Origin of the sequence: Aeromonas sp. 603079, from assembly GCF_049172135.1 — a bacterium.
Lineage (GTDB): Bacteria > Pseudomonadota > Gammaproteobacteria > Enterobacterales > Aeromonadaceae > Aeromonas > Aeromonas veronii.
Genome location: NZ_JAAKPX010000003.1, coordinates 179,050 through 202,350 on the forward strand (window position 1 = coordinate 179,050; position 23,301 = coordinate 202,350).

Genomic DNA, 23,301 nt, shown 5'->3' on the forward strand with positions numbered 1-23,301 from the left:
TCAGTAACGCCACTCAAAGCCGACGGCGTATTTGGCTGAGCCATAGCCCGGGATATCGCTGCCGGAGGCGATCGCCTTGAGGGTCAGCAACGGGGTGATGGGTACCCCCAGACCAAAACCGATGGCCAGCTGATCATTGGGGTTCCCCATCAGATCGACCCGCATCACCCGATAGAGGGACATATCCTCGCTCAGGTGCATATAGGCTTGCGAAGCGCGGTTATAGACCTGACCAAACACCTCCAGCTGGAAACCTGACTGTGCGCTGATGGCCAGCGGTACCCCGACAAACTTGTAGAGATGGGAACCGTTGAAGTAGCTGTTGGTGATCAGGGGAGTGAAATCAGTCTGCTGATAAAGGGTGTTGAAGTTCTGTTCTACGATGCGATAGGTCTGCTCGGGCAGGCGAGCAAGATAATCCGGCACATCGAACCGGTATGCGGCGTTGGCTGCCAGCGGCAGCAGGGCCAGTAATCCGAGCAGTGCGTGGTGACGAGGCATCAGCAAATGGCTTCCGTTCGGCCAAAAAGATCTCTTGCTTGGGAGACATCCGCTCAGGATGTTGCAAGATATTGGTTTTTGGGGAAATCCCCTTCGTCATTATGACCTGAAGAAGGGGATGAGAGGGAAGGATTTATTGTGAAACTACTCACAACTCATAAATCTTCCAGATAGTGGTAGAGACTCTTTAGAATCGCAAAGTTCCGTTCGTTACTCTGGTTCTGCTCGGCCAGCGCCTCGAGAAGGGGCACGTAGTCCGGCAGACGGCGGCTGAAGTAGTCGCTGCAGTGCAGGCGCCAGCGCTTCTGCTCTGCTTCGCTCAAGGTGTGTGGCCAGTTGCGGGCACGATAGCGGAACAGCATCTCCGGCAGCCGGGAGTCGGTAAAGGCGAACTCCCGCTCACCCAGCAGATCCGCGGGGGTGGCACGCACCAGATCCATGGTGGACTTGTCGCCATGGCCAAAGAATCCGGCGTAGAGCTGGGTATCGGGGTCGCTCTCATTGCTGCCGGCGAACTCCTGATTGAACACTTCCACCAGTTTTTCCCGTACTTCGGGGTGGGCGCGCAGCAGATCCAGGCTCTTGCGGCACTGCTCCCGATTGATGCCGAGCTCGTCGGCGCGCTCCGCCGTCAGGGTGGCGGCCGGCGCCAGTACCGGGCACTTGTTGATGTGTACCAGTTTCACCGGAATGCCCGCCAGATCCCCCAGCTCCTCTTTTTTGGTATAGAGGCGCTCGCGGATCTCCTCGCTGGTGAGCTCGATAAGCGGGGTGGGGTCACGGGTCAGATCCACCATGATCACCGCGTTCTGGTTGGTGGGGTGCCAGGCAAGTGGCGAGACCCAGCTTGCACAACCCTGCCAGGGGGAGAACATGCCGGAGACGTGCACCAGCGGCTTCATGGTCACCACGTCAATCAGCGCCTTCACCTTGTTTTTGTTACGCAGGTCAAAGAGATAACCAAACAGCTTGGGTTGGGCTTTTTTCACCAGCTTGGCCATCTCGATGGTGGCCAGCACGTCCGAGAGTGCATCGTGAGCATTGGCGTGGGCGACGCCGTTGGCGACCGTCAGCTTCTCCAGCCGGAAACTCGGCTTGCCCTCATCGTCAAACGCCCACTCGATCCCCTCCGGCCGCAGGGCATAGCAGGCTCGCAGCATGTCGAGAATATCCCAGCGGGAGTTGCCGTTCTGCCAGCTGTAGGCATAGGGGTCATAGAAGTTGCGATAGAGGGTGTAGCGGGTCACCTCATCATCGAAGCGGATGCTGTTGTAGCCAAGCACACAGGTATTCGGCGTGGCGAATTGCTCGTGGATCTGGCGAATGAAATCCGCCTCGCACAGCCCATCCTTCATCGCTTTCTGTGGCGTGATACCGGTGATAAGGCACGCCTCCGGATCTGGCAGGTAATCTGCCGGAGGCTTGCAATAGATGACCAGCGGCTCGCCAATGATGTTGAAATCCGCATCGGTACGAATACCGGCAAACTGCGACGGCCTGTCCTTGGCGGGGCTGATGCCGAAGGTTTCGTAGTCGTGAAAGTAGAATGTGGGCTGTGTTGTTTGGTTCTTGGGTGTGCTCATGTGTTCTTGTTTTATCGCCTAAGCTTCTGATTATATGGTTCTTAATGATGTGTTCAGCTTTGTCTGAGCACCCAATAAATTCTTTGCTGTTTGTGTCTGTCTGCCTATGTTCACCATCCAATTAGTACAACTCAAAGTACAAAACATGGTATTTTGTTAGTACAAAATTTTATTGGGTGAGCTATGGCAATTACAGACAGCTGGCTGCGAGGCGTCAATGGTAAACCATACTCCGGCCAGAGCGAAGTCACTGACGGTGATGGGCTTGGCATAAGGGTGTCACCTAAAGGTCTGATCACCTTCCAAGTGCGTCATATGCGTGATGGGAAACAAGTCAGAACCACGATTGGCCGTTACCCTACGGTGACTCTTCGGGATGCCAGGATCAAGGCCGCGGAAATCAAGGCAGGCCCTGAGCAAATTGTTAAAACCAGTGAAGAGCCTACACCAGCTGCTCTCTTTGAAGAGTGGTTCGAGAAGTATGTGATGCGGGAGTGTCGTGAAGGCACGCAGAAGAACTACCGCTACACCTTCTCTTCGGTTAAGAACCGGTTACCAGACAAGCCACTCAATCAGATTTCTATGGACATGTGGCTGAGCTATTTCGATGCCATAAGCGAAAGAGCACCTGGTGTTACCCGTTCGGTCATTACCGGGTTGAAAGCATGCTTCAACTGGCATATCCGCCGCGGCACGATCAACGTGCCCAACATGATGAGCTTACGGGCTCGGGATGTCGGGGCGCCTGCTAAGACCGGGCACCGGGTGTTGACGGTAGCCGAGGTTGCCAAGATCTGGCGAGCTATTGAGGCGAGCAGGGCAGGCACCGGTAACAAGGTGATCCATTTACTTTGTCTGGTCTATGGGTGCCGCCTGTCCGAGGCCAGAATGCTCAAGCGCCAAGACCTGGATTTCGAGTCTATGGTCTGGACGGTGCCGGCGGAGATCAGCAAGACCGGTAAGCCTATTCGTCGCCCCATCACATCAGTAGGTAAGCAACTGTTCGAACGGGCTGGGATGGCGTCGGTGGACTCTGTCTATCTGTTCCCTGGGCAAGGGGAGGGGAATAGTCCTCTGGAGATCCACTCGTGTAATCGGCTGGTGAGCCGCTTACGCAGCAACTTGGGGATCCCCCATTGGCGCATTCATGATGCAAGGCGCACCCTGTCGACCAGGTTGTCAGAGCTTGGCGTATCACCGCACGTTACTGAAACCATGCTGGGGCACGCATTGCTTGGTGTGATGTCTGTGTACAACAAACATGACTGGCTGGAGGACCAACGGGCTGCATATGAGCTTTGGTGGTCAGTCCTCCAGCGCGAGTTAGGAGTGGCTGTGAGTCCGGTTATGGCTATCAATCCACGCCATGACGTGTGACTTGATCCAGCGCAGCGGCTGGTGGTCGATTGGCTTGGGAAACGTGGCGTCTTTATTGCGCAGGTGATAAAGCGCGGTCCGTCCCTTGCCAAGCATCACCAGCAGCTCTTTCTGCTCAATTTTCTCGATTGGTTCAATCATAATGCCTCCATCGCTTGATAGCGTTGCTGGTACTCGGAGTTCACCTGCTTCCATTGCGGGTCATTAGCCATCTTGAGGCAATGAATACGGCGAGCCATGGCGAACCGGGCTTTGCCCAACATGCTGGCGCTTGCGGCGTGATGCTGGGCCTTCTTGTAGGAGAGGGCGGCATCGATGTAGCTAGCGCTCTGCTCCTGTTGGATGGCTTGCTTGAGGTCATCCCGGTAATTGCGTTGGTAGAGTCTGATATCCATCGTGTCCTCCCGGACAGTCGTTGTTACATCACAGCCAGAGTGGCCAGAAACAATGTGGTGCTAACCAAGATGGCCAGCCGCTCAATCAACTCCCCCTTCACGTTCCTGATATTCCAGTTCGTTGAAGTTGAGATATTGTGCTGGCGCTTGCTCTATGGCCGCCAACCTGATCTGTTGTGGGGTCATAGGGTGGTGTGCCTCGATGGTGCCGGTCAGACGATCCGGCGCAGACCCCAGTTCGGTCGTGGCGCTCAGGATGTAGTTGTAGCGGTGCATTTGCCTGCTCCTTTGGTGGTGTCTATCTGCCAGCGGTACCCTCCATGTTTCTCCTGCTGGCCGGCAAGGCAGCGAGTGATGCCAACCCTAACAAAGCCGCCCTTGTTCTCGGCGTCGGTGACGCTATCGAACCGGACCACCTGATCCCCGCAAGTGCCAATGACTGGGGTCTTGCGCCACTGCGGCGGCTTCACTGCATCCACATAGAGGCGGCGGGTATGTCGGCCACGGCCGTTATCTCCAACGAGACAGAAGTGCTCAACCCGGGTAGTGAAGCGGGACTCTCTGTGGATCTGTCCCATCACAACACTGGCCTCGCTGACAGTAAGGGAGAACTCGATCGCCACTTCAGGGCTGATAGCGCCCCCAGATCTAGCATGTACCCATTCTGCAACCTGCTGGATTAAGCTCATGCGACCTCCCCGTCGTTCAGTGCCAGCATGAGCTGTTCTTCATTCGGATTCAGCAGATGCTTTGCCATCCGGGTAGCGTGGCTGAGCGTGTGCTCTTCATCGGTACCATCATCCAGTAGATCTCGAATGTATCCGGCGAGCAGTCGGGTGTGGGCTGGAGTGAGCAGCTCGGCCTCATCAATCTGATAGATGACTGCCTTGATTGCCGGGAATTGCTGCCAGTCCTGGAGTGGCTCAATACCTGTAATGAGTGTGGCGAGTTGCCCCGATGCTGTTGGTTCAGCAATGACTTTTGCTTCTGGCACTGGAATTACTGGGCTGGTGGACGCGATCGCCCGGCTTGCCTCTTCGTTGAGTGCTACTGCCTGTCGGTGGATCATGTCGAGGATGAGTTGACCGGTGGTAACCAGGTCGTCACGGCGCAGGCGGGCCTCTGGGCGGCGTTCCCCCTGCCAGCTGGTATCGAATATCACCACGGCGGAGGCGAAACCGCTGGAGCTTGGCTTATCTTTCTTCGGATCCCGTGGGACGTACCAGCTCGGCACCTCAAAGCCGATGCGACCGCTTATGAACTGGATAAAGTCGGCATCCTCCGGCCACCATGTTTCGCTGGTAGCGGCCTTGATAAGCAGCATGATCTGGGCACCAAGAGCCCGCTGCTCGCGGCAGTAGTTGAGGATGGACTCCATCCCAGTGATAGCATTGCCGTCGCTATCCACGCAGGGGCGTGAGTAGGGGGGGTTGGCGAAGGCTGCCCCCCCAAGGCGGCGCAGGTCTGCAGCTAGGTCCTGGATGAGTGCGTTGTCCTCGGCATCGTAGTAGTTAGGCAACAAGGAGTTGCAATCGTCGGCGAACATGTCGAGCACCACCGGCCCCAGAGTAGGGGCGAATTGGTGGAACAGGCCCCATGCCAGCGCCTTGGGGGTTTGCCACTGGTCACCAATCTGCTTGAGTTCGTGGTCTGGCTGGGCTTGCAAGAGAGCCAGAGCCTCGGCGTAATGATTCATGTGTCCCTCATCAAACAGTTGTAATCCGTCCCCCGGATCATGGTTTGGTCTTCTTGGCCGATACCGCCTTCTTTGCAACCCTTGCGACCTCACGGGCTGCTTTGAGGCACTCATCAAACACCTTCCCCTTGGCAAAGCTGGGTGTCCGATCGAAATGGCGTGTTGCTTCAGTAACACCAAGCGAGATTGCATGGGGAGGGAATTGTTCTTTCTCCAGCGTTTCCTTGATGTGTTTGGCAATAAAGTCGTTTGGGTGCATTGATGCCTCCGCCATTTCTTAAATTGGTCTCATCACACAAGCGACAGGCAATGGGAGTCCGTGACCCGCTGATGGGTCGCTATCGCTTGTGGGATAAGGGCCTCGTTGTCGAGACCAGGAAAGAGCGTTTACCACATGCATTGCGCTGGTGGTGGTGGCTTGAGCACTTCACAGTGAGTCAGCCGTTCTGGTTATTGGCACGTGTATGCCCTCACGGGCAGATCTACCTGTCGAAAATGTCGCCTCTCGGCGAGGGCCTTGGTGACGATTCACAGCATGACCAAGGCATCCGCTTAACCCAGCGGTGGGGTATTGTGATGGGTCTTCCCATCAGCTACCTGCTGCGGGTCACCACACCTCAGTTGGCCTTGGTCACCGGTTCACTCGCCAACCACGTTGTCTGCGGTCGTCCCCTGCAATACCAACTGAGTTGTGTCCTGGCTTTTTACATCGCCAGGGCGGATGGGTTTTCGTACCCCATGGGGCCTACCGTGGTCGGTTTCCTCCCTGCTGATGCTTTTCCTCGGCATGGAAGGCGGGACTGTTGCTGTTAGGCATGCTGGACATTGGATCGGCGATGCAGACGCGTTTGTGATGTTGTTGGTTCGACATAATTCATCCATGCAATGATGTGCTGAAGCTTAATATAAGCATTCTTACCGGCTTGGTGCAAGTTGAAATATAAGAATGCTTTCATTTTGGGGTGTATGATCACCAAGTATGCTGGTGAGCTTGTGCTAGTAAGTTAGAGCAGTGCGTTTGTGCGACTTAGACATTCCCTATTTCTATCGGGAACAGGGGATTAACCTATTTTTGGTTTAACCACTTGCAGTAAACCATTTTCAGGTTTAATGTATGTACATCTAGTTGGTTAATCGGAGGGCTGGTACTGCTTTAGTAAATGGCTGCTATTGTACGGATCGGCTCCATTTTAGACCATTGATAGTTGTAATACGGAGTTAACGAGGGTATTGGCATGAAAGCAACAGCATTTGGTAAGTATCTGAGGGGGTTAAGATTAGAAAATGAAATTTTGTTAAAAGATATGGCAGATGTACTGAACGTTAGTTCTGCCTACTTATCTTCCCTCGAGCTTGGAAAAAAGAGCGTACCGGACTCGTTTGTGTCGAGGATTGTTGATGAATACGGTTTGAATTCAAGCGAAGCAGCCGAACTGCGACATGCGGCTACTTTGTCTCAACCATCAGTAAAGATCGATTTGGTGGGTAAGCAAAATGATGACAGAGAGATAGTGATGTCGTTTGCTCGACGTTATGAGTCTTTATCTGAAGAAAGTAAGAAACAGCTTAAGAAACTGTTAGAGGTATAAGCCGATGCAGCACCGTAAACTAGGACATAAAGTGAAGCCTCGAGCGACGAATGCCATTAATGACCTGGCAAAAATGCATCGAGATCTTTTCCAACTACACAACCCTAAGGCCAACATGGCTGCACTTTACGAAGTGCTCCAGAGTGAGGAGATCCTCTCGTTTGAGATTGTGGAGGATCATGAGCTGGGACAGGAGGAGGCAGTTGCCTACCCAGACCAAAAGCATATTAAATTGAAGAAGTCGACGTATGACGATGCATGTGATGGTGTGGGGCATGCAGTCTTCACGCTCGCTCATGAGCTTGGGCACATAATCATGCATCGTGGTGAACGCCCCTCATACGCTCGAGGTGAGCATAAAATTTATGAAGACAGTGAATGGCAGGCTGATACATTCGCGTCACTGTTTTTGATGGATGAGCGTCACATTGACGTAAAGAATGATACCCCAGATGATTTGGTTGAACGTTTTGGGGTCAGTATTGAGGCTGCTTATGTTCGCCTTGGTAAGTTAAGAAAACAAAACAGCAAGTAGGCTGCGACCCCTACTTGCTGTTTCAGTCTTTGAGGTATACCTCCACCTCAAAAACCCTAAGTGTGTTGCCACACCGTAAACTAGACACTTACAAAGTAGCATACATTTTGGGATTGCAACAAGGAGGCTCACTATGATAAGGAGCCGAACTCATGGCTACTCAAAATGCAGAAACTGAAGATGATGTGGTGGTGATCTATACCAAATGGATCACTGTAAAAGGAAAGCGTGTTTATGCCCACCAACGTGGACTGACAGCGTTCCGATTAGAGATCCCGAAGTCTAGGTATCAACCCAGGTAAACTAGCCATCAAAATCTGTGTTTTCACAGTTTGAGGTAAGGGTAGTCGACTGTTGGCGCAGAAGACTATGGGTTTACGTGGGAGGTCTCGACCCCTGTATATTGGCGTACTACCAGTTAAGGCGAACTGATTATAGGCCAATTACTAGCTTTAACTCAATAGATGAGGTCCCTCCCAGGCAAAAATAGGGACAAGATCATGTCATCTACAAATAAATGTGTTCATGTGAACGCATACCCACGCTTCCGCTATGGTCGTTGGGAGTATGTGTGCTCACACTGGCGTTCTCTGCCAAACTGAGTTAGTGATCAATAAATAGACCTAATTTCAAGGGACATTTTATGTCCCTTTTTTATGATTTTGATTTATCTTTTTTTTCGCCTGCGACGATGTTCCACCATAGTGCCGATAATCTGGATATGCTGACGGTCTGATCGCATGGTGGGATAGTCATCATTGAGAGGGGCTAGCTCGAAGATCTCCTTGCCATCTTCGCTGTAACCACGTGGGCGATACTTCTTGAAAGTAGCCTCTTCCTCGCCGTTTTTAGCCACAACAAAGTCTCCTGGGTGAAGCGGCTCATCTGGGTCTATCAACACCAAATCCCCTTCGGTGAATTCCGGCTCCATGGAGTTGCCCCGGATCACGATGGCGAACGCGCGCTGACCCAAATTGAGATCGGTGGTGATATACGCCATGTTGCCGTCACACTCACGGATCTCGCTGGTTTCAGTCCAAAACCCGGCTTGTACGTAGGTGATTACTGGTATCCGATGTATATCCGGCAGAGCGAACTCCATATTGGCAGCGGTATTCTGCTCTCTATTACCACCGTAAAGGATGTAGTCAGGAGTTACGCCGAACAGCTTAGCAGCATTTAGTAGGTTCTCTCCGCTCAGGTTTGTTTTGTCACTTTCCCATTGGACCACGCTTGGCGCTTTGATACCGAGCATTGATGCCAGCTTGACTTGGGTTAGGCCAAGGCTCTTACGAAGCCTCCTGATTCGATCTCCTACTGATTCCACGTGTATCCCCTGAAAAACAAAATATAAGCTATCTTACACCCCCTTGATGTAAGCATTCCTTCTATGTACTATAAGAATGCTTTTATTTGGGGGCTATATGACCAAGAGTGATGCATTAAGTAAGTTTGGCAAAAAGCGGGCTGAACAAGTCCAGACAATGGCCGAAATGCTCAACATCAAACGAGAGGCAATTTACCAGTGGGGAAGTAAGATCCCGGCACTGCGGGCCTATCAGATTGAGCAAATGGAGCGTGATGGCCTATTACCTGTTGGTTCTGATCGCTCTAACTAATCAACTTGAGAACCATCATGACAAAAGCCACCAGAACAACCATGAGAGGGAAGCAGGAGCACTCCCACCTTTCTGACCCTATTGATGCCGCTTACCAGTTGAGCCGCAGGTACAACATCACTGATCTGGCACGCCTGATGGGCTCCAAGCGCCCGACCACTCTGAACAACAAGTTCAATCCGGCTTGCGAAGATCACCACCTGACCTTGTCCGAGGCGATGGCGGTGACCGAGCTGACCGGTGACAACGCCATCCTGCAGGCCTGGGCGCTGGCCCGAGGTCATACGCTGGTTGCCCTGCCGGATAGCACAGTGACAGAAGAAGAGCTGGCAGACCAGGTGATGTTGGTGAGTGAGGTGGTCGCGGCGGTGTTTGGTGAGCTGCGTGAAGCGCGACAAGACGGGGTGATCGACCCGGTGGAGCGGCAGGCCATCACAGCGGCAGTACACCGGGCCATCAAAGAGCTGCTGAGCCTTGAAGAATCGGTGGGCAGCCAGGTGCGCCTGTTCCCAGTTTCACATGTTCAAGGAGAGAAGTAATGAGTAAACGAGGTTTCGATGTTAATCGGCAGATGCTGGATGGGGAGCGCAAAAAAGCCTATCGCAAACTGCGTCGGCGCCTTCAAGGTGCGCTGGCTGTGCTGCAGGGAGGGACTGAAGGTACTGGAGTCGCATCACACTCGTTATGCCACCCCTTTGTCCCTGGCCCTCAGTGCCGGGTTGAACGGCTCGCTCAAGAACAGCTGCTGTTGGTATTGACCAGTTTAATCAAAGCCGTTCCTCGAGACGTGATGGACGAGATCATTACGGACTCCGAGCACGTGTTGTGCGATACCCGATTCGTTGTGAGCCAAGGGCAAGAAGAGGCAGCCAAGGAGATGAGAGGTCGTGCCAGAGTCAATCTGGCACACCTAAATAGCCTTGGTTGAAGGCACCTGAGTGGTTAATAAGTGCCGTTTTGCCATGCGATTACCACATCAAGTGGTTCGGTCGATTCATGGTCGGGATCGGGGTTGGTGAACTCTGGTTCGCTGAGCAGCAGGTCTGCGATGTTTTGCCCCTTGCCGGATAGCCACAGGGTTAAACCGGAGGGTGAATGGGTAATAAGGCGTACCAAGTGGAATTCGCCGTCCTCTTCTAGTTGGAGGATTTCACCCACTTGAAGGGGGTGGCGAAACGTGACGGGCTCCTTGGGGATGAGGTCCCGGTCGTACGGGGTTAAAAACTTGATGCGGTAGTCATAGGTCATGGCCTTCTCCTTGTGAAGTGGGACTCTAGCAAAGCCACTTTATCACATCGGGGAGGCCACCCAAAAAGAGCGGCCCCGCGCTGCTGTAACAGCCGGGACCATGGTTCAAACATCGAAAGGGATGTGAACATGAAAGATCTTATCCAACCGAGCTCAGTCAGGCAAGTAATGCCGCAACTGCAGTTTGTTAACGGGTACCGGCTGGTGGTGATGGGACTGTCGTTACCCATCAGTGCTGAACAGGCCAGGATGGTGTTTGCCCAGTTGCAGCACATGGGAGGTCGTCATGGGTGAGGTAGTAAGACTGGCGACCTCATCGGAACCAGCACCAGTTCAACGAGGTTGTAACGTGACGGACAATCGCCGTAGCGGGTTCGTGTTGCTGTATAAAAGCATCAAGGATACGCCGTTCTATCGTGATCCATCGCGCAAGGCGCTGTGGTTGCACCTGTTGATTGAAGCTGCCCATGAGCGCACAGAGGCCTCCTTTAATGGCAACCGGTTGGTGCTAAGTCGAGGACAGGTGGTGGGTTCTGCCCGTTCATTGGGTGAAGCGTGTGGTGTCTCAGAAGACAGTGCTCGCCGCTCGCTGGATGTATTCGAGCAGGAGGGGATGATCACTCGCACCAGTAAACAGGGGACCCGCGGGTACACCCTCATAACTGTCCTCAATTATGACCCGTACCAGCGCGGAGTTTTAGAACACATTAGCGCGGAGTTAGGCGTGGAGTTTGAACCCGCATCGGATAAGGGGTTAGAGGGGGATCGCTTACTCCGCGGCGCGGAGTTAGCCGCGGAGTTTCACGCCGAAGATCTAAACAATATAAACAATAAAACAAACCAAGATCTTAATGATCTTTCGTCGCAACTCGCTATCGCGACTTTCGACCAGAAGGGGGAACAGCTTCCCATCGTTGACGCTGTATCTGCCGAGCCCAAGGCTCGGGTCATACCAGGCGCCGCCATTCAAACCCCTAATGGCAAGTCATGGGGAACAGCTGAAGACCTTAAGACCGCGCAGTGGATGTTCAAGCGGGTGCAGGTTATTGCCCCCACGGCTCTGGAGCCGAATTGGACACAGTGGGCCAACGTGATCCGGCTGATGCGCGAGCTTGACCAGCGCAGCCACCGGGATATCTGCGAGCTGTATGACTGGGTGAGCCGAGATGCCTTTTGGTGTACCAACGTGCTCTCACCGCAGAAACTGCGTCAACAGTGGACCCAGTTGACAGTGAGGCGCAATGCTCCTGCTCATCGGCCCACTGGTGGCCAGCATACCGACCTGACCAAGTCCATGACTGCCGGTGAGCTGAACCGCCTGATGCAGGAGGGGTTCTGATGAGCATGAAACCATTGAACGCAGTTCTGAATGCGATGACTGTTGGCGACTCTGTTAACCCGATTACGGCTTCCCCACAGCGTGCTTTGACTGACCACGATTCGCAGATGGTATCGCTGCTGTTCGAGCAGTTGAAAATCGTGTTCCCCGCCTGGAGGCATGCTTTCCCTAGCGATGACTCCCAGCGGAGAGCTTTGGCTGAGTGGACGCGTGCGTTGGTTGATGCGGACTGCACCAGTCGTGAGCAACTGCAGCTTGGCATGCGGGTCGCTCGTGAACAGGAGATCCCGTTCTTCCCCAGCACGGGCATGTTCATTAAGTGGTGCCAAATCACACCCGAGGCCCTTGGTCTGCCGACCGTTGATCAGGCATTGGTCGATGTCGTTCGTCACCGTAAGAGCCATCCAGCCGTGGTTATTGCAGCCCGAGCTACTCGCTTCGAGCGCCAGACCCTGACTGCAGATGAATACCGGAAGGTGTTCGCTCAAGCCTATGACCAGGTCGTGCGGCGGGTGATGGCTGGCGAAGATATCGAGGCCGAGGTACTTAAGGGGCTACCAACCCGTGAGCAGATCCGGCACAACCCTGAGTTCTACCAACAGGCAGGGCAGCGCGGAGTGGCGCAACTGAAGGCTTTGTTCAAGCGGGGAGGGGGGCCTCATGACCAGTCAATTCAGTGAAGTCGCTGAGCGTGATGTGCGTGAAGCACCGTTCTGCCGGGTTGCCATCTATCCACCAGTGCGCGGCTGGGTTGGGGAACGAGTTCAGCTTGAGGTTGCCATATCACCAGATAAGTTCGGTGAGACCGAATACCTGACTGATACCGGCTACTACTTGGTCGTGGGTAACCCTGAAGAAGTACGAGCAGAGGCGGCGCGGATCCGGGGCAAGGCGGTAGAGCTGGTGAGGGTAGGGGCATGATGCACTACTACGCCCAGCATACAGCGACCAGAAACTGGTTTGCGCCGGTATTGACCATCGATGAGGTGGAGAAAGCGAGAGAGGCGGGGATCCCGATGTTCATCGCGCTCTACCTGATCGGTGAGTCTGGCTTTGGTTCGGTCGCTGAGCATGCGGCCCAAATCGTTGGGGATGCGCTTGAACGCGCCGCCCATCACACCACCACCGGGAGGGGGAGGATCTGATGAGTATTGGATGGATGTTTTTGGGGTTGGCATTGGTCTGGTTGGCGTTTCTGGTGATGTTAGTGGTCACATTGCGCCAGTGGTTGGCAGAGGATGTGGGGCCGGAGCTGGATTGGGACGAGTTCGAGGATGAGCCGCGCCTGGTGTCTACCTGCCGTGAGCTTAGCGAGCTGGCAGCAAAGACCAAGGAGGCCAGTCATGGTTAAGGCCTTCTTCCTGTTGATGTATGTGTTTGTGGCGCTGTTTGTTCTGGCCCATGTGCCCTATGAGGGCGGTCTGGGTTGGCAGATGCTGCAAGCGCCGGTGGTATGGGTGATCTCGGCTGGTTGGGTGCTGGTGATATTCCCCCGTCAGATCGTCCGTCTGCTGCTGGCGCCACTGCGGACCGTTCTGCTGGTGTTGGTGTGGTGCGGCACCCTGTTATTGGCGTTGGCCAAGGCAGTCTTGGTGATGCTTAACCGTATGAATCGCGATCTGGCCGGGGAGGCCCATCATGACCGTTAAATCGAAAGAGCTGACTGAGCAGGGCCTGATCGACCTGGCCGGAGTGAAGGTGTATATCGCTGGGCCGATGAGCGGATTTGCCATGCTAAACCGGCCAGCGTTCTTCGCTGCTGAAGCCTATTTGCATGGTCAGGAAGCGCGGGTGATGAACCCCGCTGTGCTGCCAGATGGCTGGGATCATGATGCCTACATGCGGATCACCATACCGATGATGATGGAGTGCGATGCAGTTGCCTTCTTACCTAGCTGGCAGCAGAGCAAGGGATCGCGGCAAGCATTCACTAGGGCACGAGCCTTTGGGCTGGATCTGCTGCAGCTTGATATGGAGGTGGTGGCTGACGATGCATGGGTGAAGCGGCATTTGCCGCTAGTGGTATAGCTGAGATCCTGTTTTGCATTACCGTGAGGTAAAGGTTACATGAGCAAGTTTACTAGCCGCAGTGCGGCCAGAGCACACCATTTACAGCAGCAAGCCAGCAACCCGGCTGGTGCGGCACTTAACGAGAGTGCTGCGCTGTTCCGTTCCATCGACACGTCTTGCCCGGGCCTGACTGCAGCAGAAGCGGCCCGCCGGGTCATTGCTTCTGAATCACTCGCCGTGCGTCGCAGCGCAAGTTACCAGTTGCTGGCTCGCCTGGGCCCGTTGCTCGATAAGCTGGAGATGGTGGAGAAACTGGGATGATGCCAACTCATCCTGTGTTTGTGCCAGCCATGGGATTGGTGCTGCTGGAGGTGGGAGAGGGTCTGGTTGCGTTGCGCTCCTCTCTTGGTAATCGTCCGGCGGTGCTGGTCCCTGCCTGCGAAAGGGGTGATTTGCTGGTGCAGTTCCCTAAGCTGGCCAGAGCCCTGCTGGAGCCAGCCATCGTTAACGCTGCCGGCGGTGAACTGGCCTTGCATAGTCTGGGTCAGTGCTTGATCGGCGAGGGCTGCATTGGCGAGTCGGTCACCGCCCAGATAGGTGGTCTGCCACTACCCCTGTGCTGGCATCACGATAACGAGTTCCGTGACGGCCAACTGCCGATTCACCTTGCCGAGCACACCACCACTATTGCGCGAGCGGTGTTAACCCGGGTAGCTGGCTGGTGCGGGGTGTCGCTTCCCCAGTTGCAGGCGCGGGATCTCTGTTGGTGGGCCAGCGTGTTCAAGGTGCAAGGGTTACTGCCGACCGAGGTGGTTCGCCATGCCTGTCGCTTGTCACCTCTGGAGCCAGAGCGGGTGCTGCTCCCCGGGCGTGGTTATCGAGAGACCGATGCTCGCTATCGGGTGAGCCGCCCTGAGCTGATGGAGCAAGACCCGCTCGCCGAGTTGCGCAGCCGGATCCGCGTCAAGCCAGCAGTGAAGGCTATCGACCCAGACCCGCCGATGTTGCATATCCCCAGACCGAAGATGAAGCGCTGGGAGTCTGCCGCCTATCTGGCGTTCGTGCGCCAACTACCGTGTGTGGTGACCGGCCAAACTGAGGGCATCGAGGCGCACCACATCGTGGGCCATGGGCTGAGCGTGATGGGGAGCAAGGCCCATGATCACCTGACCTTTCCACTCTGCCATGACGCACACATGGAATTGCACAGCAAGGGTTGGCAGCAGTGGGAACAAGCCCACGGCAGTCAGCTGGAACACGTCGTGATGACGTTAAACAAGGCCGCCGGCCTGGGAGTGTTTGGATGACGCCATACAGTGGAAAGCGTGACGCGGGGCAACGGGTGAAGGCACGGGCCCGCCCGCAGCCAATACCGGGCACTATGAACAAGACAGAGCAGGCTTATGCAGATCATCTTCGGCTACTGATGCTGGCGGGGGAGGTGATCTCTTATGAGTTCGAGCCACTCAAACTACGGCTGGCGGACAAAACCTTCTACACCCCTGACTTTATGGTGGTGCGCAAGGATGGCCTGATCGAGCTGCACGAGGTGAAGGGATTCTGGGAGGATGATGCCCGGGTCAAGATCAAGGTGGCGGCCAAGTAGCACTGGATGTTCACCTTCGTCGGGGTACAGCGCAAAGGCGCCAACTGGTCACTGGAGGCATTCTGATGCGGCTTGAATATGCACTTTCAATCGGGGAGCCGCGTTCAGTGATGCTGCAGGCTATTCAGTCGCGCTCTACCGGTCCTTCTCACCTTACCCAGGCTGATGTGCTGGGGGCGCTTGGGCTGGTGCAGAAATATGAGGGCGTGGGGTTGGCGCTGATGATGGCCCGCTACACAAAAGATAAGGCCAGTTATCGCAAGGCGGTGATCGGGGTGATGGCACACTGCAGCAAACAGGCCCCCAAGTATGTGGGCGCCATCAAGTCACGAGGTCATGCCATGGCCCTGAAAACCATCACTGCACTGGCTGTGGAGCACTACTGCCGCACCGCAGACACCCCGGATGCGGCTTGTCAGTGCAAGGGGAGGGGGAATGTGCGGGATATGGAGGCATCCCGGTTGCACGGCAAGCCCATAGACAAGATTTGTCCACGTTGTGGCGGTACCGGGCTGCGACCCATTCCAGGTACGCAGATCCGGCGCGCTATTGAACCGTTGCTGGGCAACCTGAGCCGTGGTGAGTGGGAACGGCAGTGGTACTTGCTCTATCAGGCAGTGCTGGCGTGGTGCCATGTGCAAGAGTGCGAGGTGGTTGCGCTGTATAGGTGCGTGACACGAAGTGAACCATAATCCCAGTTTGCTCTCAAGAATGAATAATAGCTCGAAATCCATCATATATCCCTAGTGTGCGCGCTTCTCTAGGACGTGTGTGTGGTGAGTCCTCATACGATACTCAAAACCTCTTTACATTACACATCGGCGCATCTTATTATAAAATTATTTTGCTCTTTAATGCTTGGTGTGCTTTTCAATAAAAATCGGTTTGGTTGTCATTGGTGTAAATGTGATTGAATGCGCCAAGAAATTAATAATGCGTTGGATTGAAGAAGTTTAATATTGTTTTTGAAGGGGAGGGGTAATGAATAAGGAAGAGATGTTTAATACATTGCTTGATAATTTGAAAATTGATTTAAAGCAAGCAAAAAAAATAAGCTTTCATTATCGAAAAATCACTCGCGCTCTTAATAAGAAATTTCGATCTTCCAATTCGGCCATTTCAAATAGACTGAAAGTTGGATCTGTAGGGCGTCATACTGCCATAAAAGGTATTTCGGATTTAGATATGCTTTATATTATGCCTGGCTGGATGTACGTTGATTACAATAAGATGGATAATGGCCAGAGTAAGCTTCTAACCGATGTCAGAAATGTATTGGCTGAAATATATCCTGAGCAAGAAGTTAAAAAGGACAGGTTGGTTGTACAAATCAGTTTTAAAAACTTTCAGGTCGAAGTTCAGCCTGTATTTAAGCAGCCAAATGGAGATTTTATTTATCCTGAAAGTTACTATGGTGGTTCATGGAAAACAACAAAGCCTAGCGCAGAAATATCTGCAATGAAAGAGTTTAGTCGTACAAGAAATGATAACCTACGAAAGTTATGTAAGATGGTTCGTGCTTGGAAAAATCGTAATGGTGTAAACATGGGGGGATTGCTAATTGATACACTTGTCCACCGCTTTCTTTCCTCAACAGATCAATATGACTCAGTTTCCACTAGCTCGTTTGATTGTTTATCGCGTGATTTTTTCTATTATCTATCTCGTGAGGAAAAAAAAGAGCGTTATCATGCGTTGGGTAGTAATCAACATGTGAAAGTAAAGTCCCCTTGGTTTGGAAAGGCGGCTAAACAGGCCTATGATACATGTGTTGAAGCTATCAACGCAGAAGGAAAACTTTTGGCTCATGATAAATGGCGGAGTATATACGGCCGAGCTTTCCCTGCGAAGCCTAGGCTTATTGCGGAATCTTCTTATTCCGGCATGGAGTCAAGGAGTCTGTGGCGGAACACAGAAGAGTTTATTGAAGATCGTTTTTCTGTCGATATCAGGAGTTCCGTCGAGGTTGATTGTGTAATTTCACAGGATGGTTTCAGGGCTGGGCGACTTATTGATTTTATACGTTCAGGCACTCGTCTCTCTCATAAAAAATCACTTAACTTTTCTATCGTTAAAGAGTCGCTCGATGACCTTGAATCCTATCATGTCTACTGGAAAGTATTGAATATTGGGCCGGAGGCTGAGCGACGAGATAATATTCGCGGGCAAATTTTACCAGGTAATAAAGCCATGACTCATAAGGAAACAACAAGCTTCAGAGGTGATCATTTAGTTGAGTGCTATGTTGTAAAAAATAATGTGGTTGTTGCTCGTCAAGCTATTCAAGTCCCTATTGAGTGATATTAATATGACTAAAGATGAAATGCTTAAAATGATCGCGCGATACGGTTATAATGTTGGGTTTGGAGCTAAGAAGAATTTTGCCACATTTGATATTGTAAGTAAAATGCCTGGTTGGGTCAGCCTTTTTTCTCTCACAATTGGTATTTTTGCTCTTTTTATCCCTGCACTTACCAGTAATGTAATATCCGCGGCGTTAATTATTATTGGTGTTGCGACTATGTACATTCAGTTTTATGATGGGATGAAGGATGCTTATAATAATGTTGGAATTAAACATACAAAGATTTTCAATCAACTTGAAATAATTTATCGGAATGTGAAGTCAGAGAGCAACTTTGATTCTGTTGAAATACAAAAACAGGTTGATGAGCTAATGGCTGATTTTTATGATCATACAGAAAGCAAACAAATATTTGGTAGTAATTGGTATGCTCATTATAAATTTTTCCATGAGATGGAAAAAGAGTGGGTTGAGCAGGAACTTGGGTTGAGTATCAAAGATAAAATCCCTCTTTCACTTATTTTTTGGATTGGGATTGTTGTTATTGGTGCTATTTCCTGTTTTTTAAATATTTACTTGGCTGAAATAGTAGCATTTTTCTTAAAGTTGAAGTGCAGCAATTGAGCTGCCATTGGATAACTTTGGACCTTAGCCATCCCCTTATGTGGGCGAGGAAAACACGATATGAATAAAGTGGTGAACGACATACAGCCGCTGTTGGGTGAAACAGATCCACAGCTTCATTACTATTGCTTCAGTTTCCTTGAGGCTCCATTAAGTGCCTCGATCTATATTGGCTATCGGGATCAACAAGTGACACTGAGCAAGATTAGCACAGCTAAGCAAGAGGCGGGCGTCAGCCAACAAGCCGTACTGTTAGCCGTGAGCTACTTGGGGTATATGACCTACTCCAAGATGACGGACAGTTAGAGGGGTTTTCCGGATAACAGGTTATGAACGAATGATGGCACAAGAGCGGCTTGCTACTTGAATAAAAGGAATGGTCATGGCTGAACGTATTGGATACGCAGTTTACAGCGAGATAGAAGGTGGCTATCTGGTCACCGCATCACCAAGTAATTATATCTGGGATCCGGCAGCAGCTCTATTATACGAGACCGCGGCTAAGGCGTGGGCGTCAGCGAAGCGCCGCGGGCCTAAGTATGCGGTCGCAGTTGCCATCGTGCGTGATGAGAGCGGAAAGTTGCAACATGAGGAATTGCCTTTTCCAATGAAGGCAGCTCCTGGTAGTTGGATCGTGCGCATCGAGGATACCGGATTACCAACGGGTCCCCTCTATGTCACAAGCCTGAGTCGAGATGGAAAAACTCGTGCTTCCACAGAAATTCGTGATGCTAGAGGTTTTAGCCATGAGCAAGCTCTTGAGTTAGCAACCCAACTCCAAAGTAAGCCGAATCGCACCGCCAAAGTTGAGCAAGTATTGGCTTAAGGGGGAGTGTTGGCCCATTGCCGATTGTATCGACTATCTTGATTCTCATATGAGCCAAGTAGGTGAGGTCGCATGGATAGCAAATGGAAATGGCCGGCGTTGAAGGTCGCAAGGTGGGCTTTCAAGCATGGTGAGTTCTTTGACCTTTACGATGTGTCATATCTGCTTGGTATTCCGACCAGCGATGCGGGTAAAGTGGTTCTCTATCTGAGGTCATTGCGCTGGATAGAAAAACTGGCCGAGACTCGGCGTTGTAAGCCGGAACCAGGGCGAATGGCACGTCGCCGGGTCTTTCTCAAGGTTCTGGCCATTTATCCGGAGCCAGTAAAGCCAGAGGCTCCGGTGCAGGATGAAAGTGCTCTTACTCAATGCCAAACAAGATCAGCAACTATGTGAAGACGGTCGGTATTTCTGTGACACTTGTGGTGTATCGGGGGCTGAGCTGCTCCCGCTTCATCATCCATTCGCTGGTATCCCGTCCCCTTGTGCCAAAGTAGACCCTCCCCAACCTTCCCTGATTGATCTGGTCAATTACCTTCATCAGCGTCTCGCTACGGGGATCTTGCTGCCGGTCAGCGAATAGATCGCCCTGGTGCATGTTGGTCGGGGTGAAATCGGCCAGCATCACGCCCCCCTTCATATAGCGGACATCATCCCGCCAGATACGGCGCAGCAGCGGTTCAACCAGGGCAAGCAGGTCCCGGGTGTCTGAGGTGGGGATTTGTAGCTTGGTCGATACCTGGTTGCCGTAATAGGTCTCTCGTTCCGAGAAGGGACTGCTCCTTATAAAGAGGGTGATGTGTTGGCACCGTTGCCCCTCGGCCCGCAGTTTCTCGGCGGCCCGCTCCATGTAACCGGCCAGTGCCTGCCGCATAGGGCCAAGTTCGGTGATGCGATCGCCGAAGCTCCGGCTGCAGATGATCTGCTGCTTGGCCCTTGCCATCTCTTCCAGATCGGCGCAGGGGATCCCCCGCAGTTCCTGGACAGTTCGCTCGACAACTACCCCATATCTCCGCCGCAGGCTCTTGGCATCTGCTGACACCAGATCTGCCATGGTGTTGATACCCTGGGCCGTCAGTTTGGCTGTCAGTTTTCGCCCGATCCCCCAAACTTCCTCGACCGGCGTGATGGCCATCAGCCTAGCCCGCCTTGCCTCATCGCGCAGATCCACTACTCCGCCGGTGGCTGGCCACTTCTTGGCAGCGTAGTTCGCCAGCTTGGCCAGCGTTTTGGTTGGCCCAATCCCGACTCCTACCGTGAGGCCAGTCCACTGCTGCACCCGCTCACGGATCTGGCGACCGTATGCCGTGAGGTCACCAGCCCATAATTCACTAAGCTCGATAAAGGCCTCATCGATGCTGTAAACCTCTACCGCTGGAGCCATACCTTCCAGGGTAGTCATGACCCGTTGCGACATGTCGCCATAGAGGGCGTAGTTGCTGGAGAACCAGACGCCGCCCATGGCTTCAAAGAACTGGCGGATCTGGAAGTAGGGAACTCCCATCTTGATCCCCAGCGCTTTCGCCTCTGCCGAGCGGGCCACAATGCACCCGTCATTGTTGGAGAGCACCACGATAGGCCGCCCCTTCAGGTCTGGCCGGAACAGGCGCTCGCAGGAGGCGTAGAAGTTGTTCACATCGACCAGGGCAATAGCCTTCGGCATGGTTTACCCCAGCTTGGTCTTGTGGAGTACGAAGGTGACGACGCCGAATATCTCCAGCTCCTGGCCTTCCTGCAGGGTGATCGGCGGGAAATCTGGGTTGGCAGGGAGCAGGGCTGGGAATGGGCGCTCTTGTAGCCGCTTGACGGTGAACTCCCCATCGAGGCAGGCCAGCACGATTGCGCCATGGCAGGCTTTGAGTGCCCTATCTACGATGAGCAAGTCCCCGTCATTGATGCCAGCTTGCACCATGCTATGTCCACTGGCCCGGACATAGAAGGTAGCAGCGGGGTGCTCAATGCAGAGCTGGTTTAGGTCGATGGTCTGCTCTATGTAGTCCTGTGCCGGGCTGGGAAAACCGCATACGACGGGTGACAGAAAGAGGGGCAGCGCAAGGCTGTCTGGAGTTGGGTGTGGGATGGCAAACATGGTTGCTCGCTGTTAACTGTGTTTTTATACAGTATAAAGGAAATGCTCAGGTATAGCACTTGTAGTCAGTCGGGTGTTTAGTGGCTTTGGGATCATTTTTGACGTGGGTACAAGGCGTGTTGGCCTGGTGCCATATGCAGGAGAGCGAGGTAGAAACCATTTACAAAAAGTGACTACGGTGTGATGTCTGCCCTCCGCAACTTCCCATAGACGACTCCCTGCTTGTGTTTTTGTGTAGTGGTAATGGTAGAGCCAAAAGGAGTCAAGCGAATATTTATAGACATCAGAGATGCTCTGGTAATATCATGATTTAAAGGGGTTTCCCGTGATGGGGTGGAGTTATAAGGACGGCTCTAATATCGGATTAGTACCGCCTTCCATCTAATCACTGTTATATTTTTCGAGGAAGTGATGAGTTCAGTTAGCGTTCAATTAGAAGATATATTCAAGTTCTTGAAAGACAATAGGGATTTTAATCTGCGTTTACAGGAGCAGTTCTTTCTCCCTGTATTATCTGTTGATGGCAGCATTAACCCTAAAGTAATCAACCTGCTATACCATGTTGCGAACACTCAGAGTCAACCTAAAATCGACCCATTATCTGAGTTTTATCAGTTAGTATATAAAAATATCGACAAAACACAGACTTTTGAAAGTTTTGTAGAGCTACTAACTGGAAAGAAAAGCACATCGTTTAATGACCTTTACCAAGGGCTACGAGCACAAAAAGGTTGGGGGAAAAAGACTGCAGCTCTGTTTGCTAAGGTGGTTTACCAAGCTCACAATAAATTGAGTGAAAATTGTAGTTTTTGGGCAGATACACCCAAGCAAATAGTAGAAAGTGATGAAATATGGTTACCTGTTGACGCTGTTATCATCCACATATTTGAACGGCTAGGTATGGCAAGACCTAGCTTCGATAAAATCAATAAGTTAATAAAGCAGCACTACGCTGGCAATGACTTAGAGGTGTGGGATGATCTGTGGTTTTGGGGGTTCATTACTCAAAAAGGAACGGGGGATACTCGGGAGATGGAATGGAACGAGAATAAGTATTGGTCGTTAACTCATTCTGATAAAAACCCATTAGTGATTAATAAAATCAAAGAAAAATCAATAGAATTTATAGGCTTGTTGGAAAAGTAAATATAACAAGCAATTTAAGAGTGATTCAGCACGCTTGGCTTTTTTGGCTAGGGTCTAGTTTAGTGATTACGGCGTCCACTTTTACTGTCGTGGTAGCGTGCTTCACACCTTAATTGAGCATTATATGCTCGAGCAGGTTTGTACTAATAGGTAGATTTAGATGAATTTCTTGATTGTCGGATTAAACGGAAATGTGATTTCAATCTGTCCATTTAGCGGTGAGGAAATTTGGCGGACAAAAATTGGCTCAGGACATGTTTCAACTCTTCAGAAAGAAGGTGTTGTCATCGCCGGTTGTAACGGACACGTGTTTGGCCTTCGTGCAGAAAATGGCGAGGTAATTTGGGAAAACAATTTGCCTGGTGCGGGATATGGCGATGTTTCGCTGAATCTCGAAAACAGTTCAGTTCAATATCTCGAGACTGAAGTTGTCAAAGAAGTAAGAGTTTATCGGTAGCCAAAAAGCATATAACAAACAATTTAAGAGGGATTCTCAACGCTTGGCATTTTTGGTTCTACTTCAAGTTAAGTGTTTATGGCACAATCCTTTAGGTTAGGTGATTGCGTTGCTCACTACCCCTTAAGCGGGCGTTTTATGGATGGCAGGTTCTGCTTTGACAACAAATTACATTTATTGCTAACCTGCGTCCTAATGATGGAGGACTGCACCCTAACGGGTACGGTCCTTTTTTCATTGGACGAAAAACAAAGCCCGCGCAGCAATGTGGCGGGCTTTTTGTTGCCTGAGAGATAGTGGCGGCCTGGTTGATGCGCTAACACCACCAGGCCACCTAGCCACATGCACTCGATCAC

37 protein-coding genes are annotated in these 23,301 nt (G+C 52.1%); 26 read left to right on the forward strand and 11 right to left on the reverse strand.

The annotated features are described in order from the left end of the window. Positions 1-501 carry a hypothetical protein gene (locus G5287_RS03115; RefSeq protein WP_005360277.1) on the reverse strand — a complete coding sequence of 167 codons (501 nt, stop codon included), beginning with the start codon at positions 499-501 and terminating at the stop codon, positions 1-3. A gap of 155 nt (positions 502-656) precedes the next feature. Continuing rightward, positions 657-2,084 (reverse strand): exodeoxyribonuclease I, encoded by a 1,428-nt coding sequence (gene sbcB, locus G5287_RS03120; RefSeq protein WP_421230803.1) that lies wholly within the window; start codon positions 2,082-2,084, stop codon positions 657-659. Positions 2,085-2,267: 183 nt separating this feature from the next. Between sbcB and G5287_RS03125 the strand changes: the two genes are divergently transcribed. After that, on the forward strand, positions 2,268-3,461 hold the full coding sequence (locus G5287_RS03125) for a tyrosine-type recombinase/integrase (RefSeq protein ID WP_139462677.1): 1,194 nt from the start codon (positions 2,268-2,270) through the stop codon (positions 3,459-3,461). Here G5287_RS03125 and G5287_RS03130 read toward each other — a convergent pair. From G5287_RS03130 to G5287_RS03140, 3 genes are all read right to left on the reverse strand, one after another. Further along, the gene (locus G5287_RS03130) at positions 3,408-3,602 is read right to left on the reverse strand and encodes a helix-turn-helix transcriptional regulator (RefSeq protein ID WP_139462675.1); all 195 of its coding nucleotides are present in this window, start codon (positions 3,600-3,602) and stop codon (positions 3,408-3,410) included. The genes G5287_RS03125 and G5287_RS03130 overlap by 54 nt on opposite strands. Continuing rightward, a complete protein-coding gene (locus tag G5287_RS03135; protein ID WP_139462673.1) occupies positions 3,599-3,856 on the reverse strand; it encodes a hypothetical protein in 258 nt (85 codons plus the stop codon). Before G5287_RS03135 ends, G5287_RS03130 begins: the two co-directional genes overlap by 4 nt. Before the next feature lie 81 nt (positions 3,857-3,937). Further along, positions 3,938-4,132: a hypothetical protein gene (locus tag G5287_RS03140; RefSeq protein WP_075114497.1), complete on the reverse strand. Its 195-nt coding sequence runs from the start codon at positions 4,130-4,132 to the stop codon at positions 3,938-3,940. Positions 4,133-4,176: 44 nt separating this feature from the next. Here G5287_RS03140 and G5287_RS03145 point away from each other — a divergent pair, with 44 nt between their 5' ends. Further along, entirely contained in the window at positions 4,177-4,539 is a 363-nt protein-coding gene (locus tag G5287_RS03145) for a hypothetical protein (protein ID WP_421230804.1), read from the forward strand. A 2-nt stretch (positions 4,540-4,541) separates the two neighbouring features. Here the strand turns inward: G5287_RS03145 and G5287_RS03150 are convergent, their stop codons facing one another. Both G5287_RS03150 and G5287_RS03155 read right to left on the reverse strand, forming a co-directional pair. Beyond that, entirely contained in the window at positions 4,542-5,552 is a 1,011-nt protein-coding gene (locus G5287_RS03150; protein WP_421230805.1) for a phage N-6-adenine-methyltransferase, read from the reverse strand. A gap of 37 nt (positions 5,553-5,589) precedes the next feature. After that, positions 5,590-5,811, reverse strand: a complete 222-nt coding sequence (locus G5287_RS03155; protein WP_230599625.1) for a hypothetical protein — start codon at positions 5,809-5,811, stop codon at positions 5,590-5,592. Between the two features lie 976 nt (positions 5,812-6,787). On the opposite strand from G5287_RS03155, the gene G5287_RS03160 reads away from it, so the two are divergent. After that, entirely contained in the window at positions 6,788-7,141 is a 354-nt protein-coding gene (locus tag G5287_RS03160) for a helix-turn-helix domain-containing protein (protein ID WP_421230806.1), read from the forward strand. A gap of 4 nt (positions 7,142-7,145) precedes the next feature. Then, positions 7,146-7,676 carry an ImmA/IrrE family metallo-endopeptidase gene (locus G5287_RS03165; protein WP_421230807.1) on the forward strand — a complete coding sequence of 177 codons (531 nt, stop codon included), beginning with the start codon at positions 7,146-7,148 and terminating at the stop codon, positions 7,674-7,676. 667 nt (positions 7,677-8,343) lie between these two features. On the opposite strand, the gene G5287_RS03170 is transcribed toward G5287_RS03165, so the two are convergent. Continuing rightward, positions 8,344-9,003 (reverse strand): LexA family protein, encoded by a 660-nt coding sequence (locus G5287_RS03170; RefSeq protein WP_421230808.1) that lies wholly within the window; start codon positions 9,001-9,003, stop codon positions 8,344-8,346. A gap of 97 nt (positions 9,004-9,100) precedes the next feature. Here G5287_RS03170 and G5287_RS03175 point away from each other — a divergent pair, with 97 nt between their 5' ends. From G5287_RS03175 to G5287_RS03185, 3 genes are read left to right on the forward strand one after another with little or no spacing between them, the layout of a single operon-like run. Continuing rightward, on the forward strand, positions 9,101-9,295 hold the full coding sequence (locus tag G5287_RS03175) for a Cro/CI family transcriptional regulator (protein ID WP_421230809.1): 195 nt from the start codon (positions 9,101-9,103) through the stop codon (positions 9,293-9,295). A gap of 41 nt (positions 9,296-9,336) precedes the next feature. Next, the gene (locus tag G5287_RS03180) at positions 9,337-9,834 is read left to right on the forward strand and encodes a phage regulatory CII family protein (RefSeq protein WP_421230810.1); all 498 of its coding nucleotides are present in this window, start codon (positions 9,337-9,339) and stop codon (positions 9,832-9,834) included. Further along, the gene (locus G5287_RS03185) at positions 9,834-10,223 is read left to right on the forward strand and encodes a hypothetical protein (protein WP_421230811.1); all 390 of its coding nucleotides are present in this window, start codon (positions 9,834-9,836) and stop codon (positions 10,221-10,223) included. Before G5287_RS03180 ends, G5287_RS03185 begins: the two co-directional genes overlap by 1 nt. A gap of 14 nt (positions 10,224-10,237) precedes the next feature. Here G5287_RS03185 and G5287_RS03190 read toward each other — a convergent pair whose 3' ends face one another. Then, on the reverse strand, positions 10,238-10,543 hold the full coding sequence (locus G5287_RS03190; RefSeq protein ID WP_378014630.1) for a hypothetical protein: 306 nt from the start codon (positions 10,541-10,543) through the stop codon (positions 10,238-10,240). Between the two features lie 129 nt (positions 10,544-10,672). Here G5287_RS03190 and G5287_RS03195 point away from each other — a divergent pair, with 129 nt between their 5' ends. The 17 genes from G5287_RS03195 (at position 10,673) to G5287_RS03275 (ending at position 19,649) form a co-directional block, all read left to right on the forward strand. Further along, entirely contained in the window at positions 10,673-10,837 is a 165-nt protein-coding gene (locus G5287_RS03195) for a hypothetical protein (RefSeq protein ID WP_155395835.1), read from the forward strand. Positions 10,838-10,892: 55 nt separating this feature from the next. Further along, entirely contained in the window at positions 10,893-11,882 is a 990-nt protein-coding gene (locus G5287_RS03200; RefSeq protein WP_421230812.1) for a hypothetical protein, read from the forward strand. Further along, entirely contained in the window at positions 11,882-12,562 is a 681-nt protein-coding gene (locus G5287_RS03205; protein ID WP_421230813.1) for a replication protein P, read from the forward strand. The genes G5287_RS03200 and G5287_RS03205 overlap by 1 nt, the downstream gene beginning before the upstream one ends. Further along, positions 12,543-12,803 (forward strand): hypothetical protein, encoded by a 261-nt coding sequence (locus G5287_RS03210; protein ID WP_421230814.1) that lies wholly within the window; start codon positions 12,543-12,545, stop codon positions 12,801-12,803. The genes G5287_RS03205 and G5287_RS03210 overlap by 20 nt, the downstream gene beginning before the upstream one ends. Further along, positions 12,800-13,027, forward strand: a complete 228-nt coding sequence (locus tag G5287_RS03215) for a hypothetical protein (RefSeq protein ID WP_314924083.1) — start codon at positions 12,800-12,802, stop codon at positions 13,025-13,027. The genes G5287_RS03210 and G5287_RS03215 overlap by 4 nt, the downstream gene beginning before the upstream one ends. Beyond that, positions 13,027-13,233, forward strand: coding sequence for a hypothetical protein (locus tag G5287_RS03220; RefSeq protein ID WP_421230815.1), 207 nt, complete (start codon positions 13,027-13,029; stop codon positions 13,231-13,233). The genes G5287_RS03215 and G5287_RS03220 overlap by 1 nt, the downstream gene beginning before the upstream one ends. Beyond that, positions 13,226-13,531 (forward strand): hypothetical protein, encoded by a 306-nt coding sequence (locus tag G5287_RS03225; protein ID WP_421230816.1) that lies wholly within the window; start codon positions 13,226-13,228, stop codon positions 13,529-13,531. Before G5287_RS03220 ends, G5287_RS03225 begins: the two co-directional genes overlap by 8 nt. Next, positions 13,521-13,910 carry a DUF4406 domain-containing protein gene (locus tag G5287_RS03230; protein ID WP_421230817.1) on the forward strand — a complete coding sequence of 130 codons (390 nt, stop codon included), beginning with the start codon at positions 13,521-13,523 and terminating at the stop codon, positions 13,908-13,910. Before G5287_RS03225 ends, G5287_RS03230 begins: the two co-directional genes overlap by 11 nt. Before the next feature lie 39 nt (positions 13,911-13,949). After that, positions 13,950-14,213 carry a hypothetical protein gene (locus G5287_RS03235; protein WP_042080770.1) on the forward strand — a complete coding sequence of 88 codons (264 nt, stop codon included), beginning with the start codon at positions 13,950-13,952 and terminating at the stop codon, positions 14,211-14,213. Further along, complete coding sequence (locus G5287_RS03240) at positions 14,210-15,199, forward strand: DUF968 domain-containing protein (RefSeq protein ID WP_421230818.1); 990 nt, start codon at positions 14,210-14,212, stop codon at positions 15,197-15,199. Before G5287_RS03235 ends, G5287_RS03240 begins: the two co-directional genes overlap by 4 nt. Further along, positions 15,196-15,498 (forward strand): DUF1064 domain-containing protein, encoded by a 303-nt coding sequence (locus G5287_RS03245; protein ID WP_421230819.1) that lies wholly within the window; start codon positions 15,196-15,198, stop codon positions 15,496-15,498. Before G5287_RS03240 ends, G5287_RS03245 begins: the two co-directional genes overlap by 4 nt. Positions 15,499-15,608: 110 nt before the next feature. Next, the gene (locus G5287_RS03250) at positions 15,609-16,190 is read left to right on the forward strand and encodes an antitermination protein (RefSeq protein ID WP_421230820.1); all 582 of its coding nucleotides are present in this window, start codon (positions 15,609-15,611) and stop codon (positions 16,188-16,190) included. A 289-nt stretch (positions 16,191-16,479) separates the two neighbouring features. Further along, positions 16,480-17,799 (forward strand): nucleotide-binding domain-containing protein, encoded by a 1,320-nt coding sequence (locus G5287_RS03255; protein ID WP_421230821.1) that lies wholly within the window; start codon positions 16,480-16,482, stop codon positions 17,797-17,799. Between the two features lie 7 nt (positions 17,800-17,806). Continuing rightward, on the forward strand, positions 17,807-18,427 hold the full coding sequence (locus G5287_RS03260) for an SLATT domain-containing protein (RefSeq protein ID WP_421230822.1): 621 nt from the start codon (positions 17,807-17,809) through the stop codon (positions 18,425-18,427). A 60-nt stretch (positions 18,428-18,487) separates the two neighbouring features. Beyond that, on the forward strand, positions 18,488-18,733 hold the full coding sequence (locus G5287_RS03265; RefSeq protein WP_421230823.1) for a hypothetical protein: 246 nt from the start codon (positions 18,488-18,490) through the stop codon (positions 18,731-18,733). Positions 18,734-18,809: 76 nt separating this feature from the next. Further along, the gene (locus G5287_RS03270; RefSeq protein ID WP_421230824.1) at positions 18,810-19,253 is read left to right on the forward strand and encodes a hypothetical protein; all 444 of its coding nucleotides are present in this window, start codon (positions 18,810-18,812) and stop codon (positions 19,251-19,253) included. Between the two features lie 72 nt (positions 19,254-19,325). After that, positions 19,326-19,649, forward strand: coding sequence for a hypothetical protein (locus tag G5287_RS03275; RefSeq protein WP_323938199.1), 324 nt, complete (start codon positions 19,326-19,328; stop codon positions 19,647-19,649). Here G5287_RS03275 and umuC read toward each other — a convergent pair. Continuing rightward, a complete protein-coding gene (gene umuC / locus G5287_RS03280; RefSeq protein ID WP_421230825.1) occupies positions 19,642-20,916 on the reverse strand; it encodes a translesion error-prone DNA polymerase V subunit UmuC in 1,275 nt (424 codons plus the stop codon). The two genes, G5287_RS03275 and umuC, sit on opposite strands and share 8 nt — an antisense overlap. A gap of 3 nt (positions 20,917-20,919) precedes the next feature. After that, positions 20,920-21,342, reverse strand: coding sequence for a translesion error-prone DNA polymerase V autoproteolytic subunit (gene umuD, locus G5287_RS03285; protein WP_421230826.1), 423 nt, complete (start codon positions 21,340-21,342; stop codon positions 20,920-20,922). 411 nt (positions 21,343-21,753) lie between these two features. Here umuD and G5287_RS03290 point away from each other — a divergent pair, with 411 nt between their 5' ends. Together G5287_RS03290 and G5287_RS03295 are read left to right on the forward strand one after the other, a co-directional pair. Further along, positions 21,754-22,488 (forward strand): hypothetical protein, encoded by a 735-nt coding sequence (locus G5287_RS03290; protein ID WP_421230827.1) that lies wholly within the window; start codon positions 21,754-21,756, stop codon positions 22,486-22,488. Positions 22,489-22,648: 160 nt separating this feature from the next. Next, on the forward strand, positions 22,649-22,945 hold the full coding sequence (locus tag G5287_RS03295; RefSeq protein WP_238117524.1) for a PQQ-binding-like beta-propeller repeat protein: 297 nt from the start codon (positions 22,649-22,651) through the stop codon (positions 22,943-22,945). The last annotated feature ends 356 nt before the right edge of the window (positions 22,946-23,301 follow it).

Coding starts and splice junctions, on each gene's coding strand:
- umuD (WP_421230826.1), bottom strand. CDS start 21,342: ATGTTTGCCATCCCACACCCAACTCCAGACAGCCTTGCGCTGCCCCTC.
- G5287_RS03185 (WP_421230811.1), top strand. CDS start 9,834: ATGAGTAAACGAGGTTTCGATGTTAATCGGCAGATGCTGGATGGGGAG.
- G5287_RS03250 (WP_421230820.1), top strand. CDS start 15,609: ATGCTGCAGGCTATTCAGTCGCGCTCTACCGGTCCTTCTCACCTTACC.
- G5287_RS03245 (WP_421230819.1), top strand. CDS start 15,196: ATGACGCCATACAGTGGAAAGCGTGACGCGGGGCAACGGGTGAAGGCA.
- G5287_RS03135 (WP_139462673.1), bottom strand. CDS start 3,856: ATGGATATCAGACTCTACCAACGCAATTACCGGGATGACCTCAAGCAA.
- G5287_RS03190 (WP_378014630.1), bottom strand. CDS start 10,543: ATGACCTATGACTACCGCATCAAGTTTTTAACCCCGTACGACCGGGAC.
- G5287_RS03195 (WP_155395835.1), top strand. CDS start 10,673: ATGAAAGATCTTATCCAACCGAGCTCAGTCAGGCAAGTAATGCCGCAA.
- G5287_RS03255 (WP_421230821.1), top strand. CDS start 16,480: ATGAATAAGGAAGAGATGTTTAATACATTGCTTGATAATTTGAAAATT.
- G5287_RS03160 (WP_421230806.1), top strand. CDS start 6,788: ATGAAAGCAACAGCATTTGGTAAGTATCTGAGGGGGTTAAGATTAGAA.
- G5287_RS03295 (WP_238117524.1), top strand. CDS start 22,649: ATGAATTTCTTGATTGTCGGATTAAACGGAAATGTGATTTCAATCTGT.
- G5287_RS03165 (WP_421230807.1), top strand. CDS start 7,146: ATGCAGCACCGTAAACTAGGACATAAAGTGAAGCCTCGAGCGACGAAT.
- G5287_RS03235 (WP_042080770.1), top strand. CDS start 13,950: ATGAGCAAGTTTACTAGCCGCAGTGCGGCCAGAGCACACCATTTACAG.
- G5287_RS03210 (WP_421230814.1), top strand. CDS start 12,543: ATGACCAGTCAATTCAGTGAAGTCGCTGAGCGTGATGTGCGTGAAGCA.
- G5287_RS03145 (WP_421230804.1), top strand. CDS start 4,177: ATGTTTCTCCTGCTGGCCGGCAAGGCAGCGAGTGATGCCAACCCTAAC.
- G5287_RS03215 (WP_314924083.1), top strand. CDS start 12,800: ATGATGCACTACTACGCCCAGCATACAGCGACCAGAAACTGGTTTGCG.
- G5287_RS03125 (WP_139462677.1), top strand. CDS start 2,268: ATGGCAATTACAGACAGCTGGCTGCGAGGCGTCAATGGTAAACCATAC.
- G5287_RS03205 (WP_421230813.1), top strand. CDS start 11,882: ATGAGCATGAAACCATTGAACGCAGTTCTGAATGCGATGACTGTTGGC.
- G5287_RS03220 (WP_421230815.1), top strand. CDS start 13,027: ATGAGTATTGGATGGATGTTTTTGGGGTTGGCATTGGTCTGGTTGGCG.
- umuC (WP_421230825.1), bottom strand. CDS start 20,916: ATGCCGAAGGCTATTGCCCTGGTCGATGTGAACAACTTCTACGCCTCC.
- G5287_RS03130 (WP_139462675.1), bottom strand. CDS start 3,602: ATGATTGAACCAATCGAGAAAATTGAGCAGAAAGAGCTGCTGGTGATG.
- G5287_RS03180 (WP_421230810.1), top strand. CDS start 9,337: ATGAGAGGGAAGCAGGAGCACTCCCACCTTTCTGACCCTATTGATGCC.
- G5287_RS03265 (WP_421230823.1), top strand. CDS start 18,488: ATGAATAAAGTGGTGAACGACATACAGCCGCTGTTGGGTGAAACAGAT.
- G5287_RS03260 (WP_421230822.1), top strand. CDS start 17,807: ATGACTAAAGATGAAATGCTTAAAATGATCGCGCGATACGGTTATAAT.
- G5287_RS03140 (WP_075114497.1), bottom strand. CDS start 4,132: ATGCACCGCTACAACTACATCCTGAGCGCCACGACCGAACTGGGGTCT.
- G5287_RS03155 (WP_230599625.1), bottom strand. CDS start 5,811: ATGCACCCAAACGACTTTATTGCCAAACACATCAAGGAAACGCTGGAG.
- G5287_RS03115 (WP_005360277.1), bottom strand. CDS start 501: ATGCCTCGTCACCACGCACTGCTCGGATTACTGGCCCTGCTGCCGCTG.
- G5287_RS03225 (WP_421230816.1), top strand. CDS start 13,226: ATGGTTAAGGCCTTCTTCCTGTTGATGTATGTGTTTGTGGCGCTGTTT.
- G5287_RS03275 (WP_323938199.1), top strand. CDS start 19,326: ATGGATAGCAAATGGAAATGGCCGGCGTTGAAGGTCGCAAGGTGGGCT.
- G5287_RS03240 (WP_421230818.1), top strand. CDS start 14,210: ATGATGCCAACTCATCCTGTGTTTGTGCCAGCCATGGGATTGGTGCTG.
- G5287_RS03230 (WP_421230817.1), top strand. CDS start 13,521: ATGACCGTTAAATCGAAAGAGCTGACTGAGCAGGGCCTGATCGACCTG.
- G5287_RS03290 (WP_421230827.1), top strand. CDS start 21,754: ATGAGTTCAGTTAGCGTTCAATTAGAAGATATATTCAAGTTCTTGAAA.
- G5287_RS03150 (WP_421230805.1), bottom strand. CDS start 5,552: ATGAATCATTACGCCGAGGCTCTGGCTCTCTTGCAAGCCCAGCCAGAC.
- sbcB (WP_421230803.1), bottom strand. CDS start 2,084: ATGAGCACACCCAAGAACCAAACAACACAGCCCACATTCTACTTTCAC.
- G5287_RS03175 (WP_421230809.1), top strand. CDS start 9,101: ATGACCAAGAGTGATGCATTAAGTAAGTTTGGCAAAAAGCGGGCTGAA.
- G5287_RS03270 (WP_421230824.1), top strand. CDS start 18,810: ATGGCTGAACGTATTGGATACGCAGTTTACAGCGAGATAGAAGGTGGC.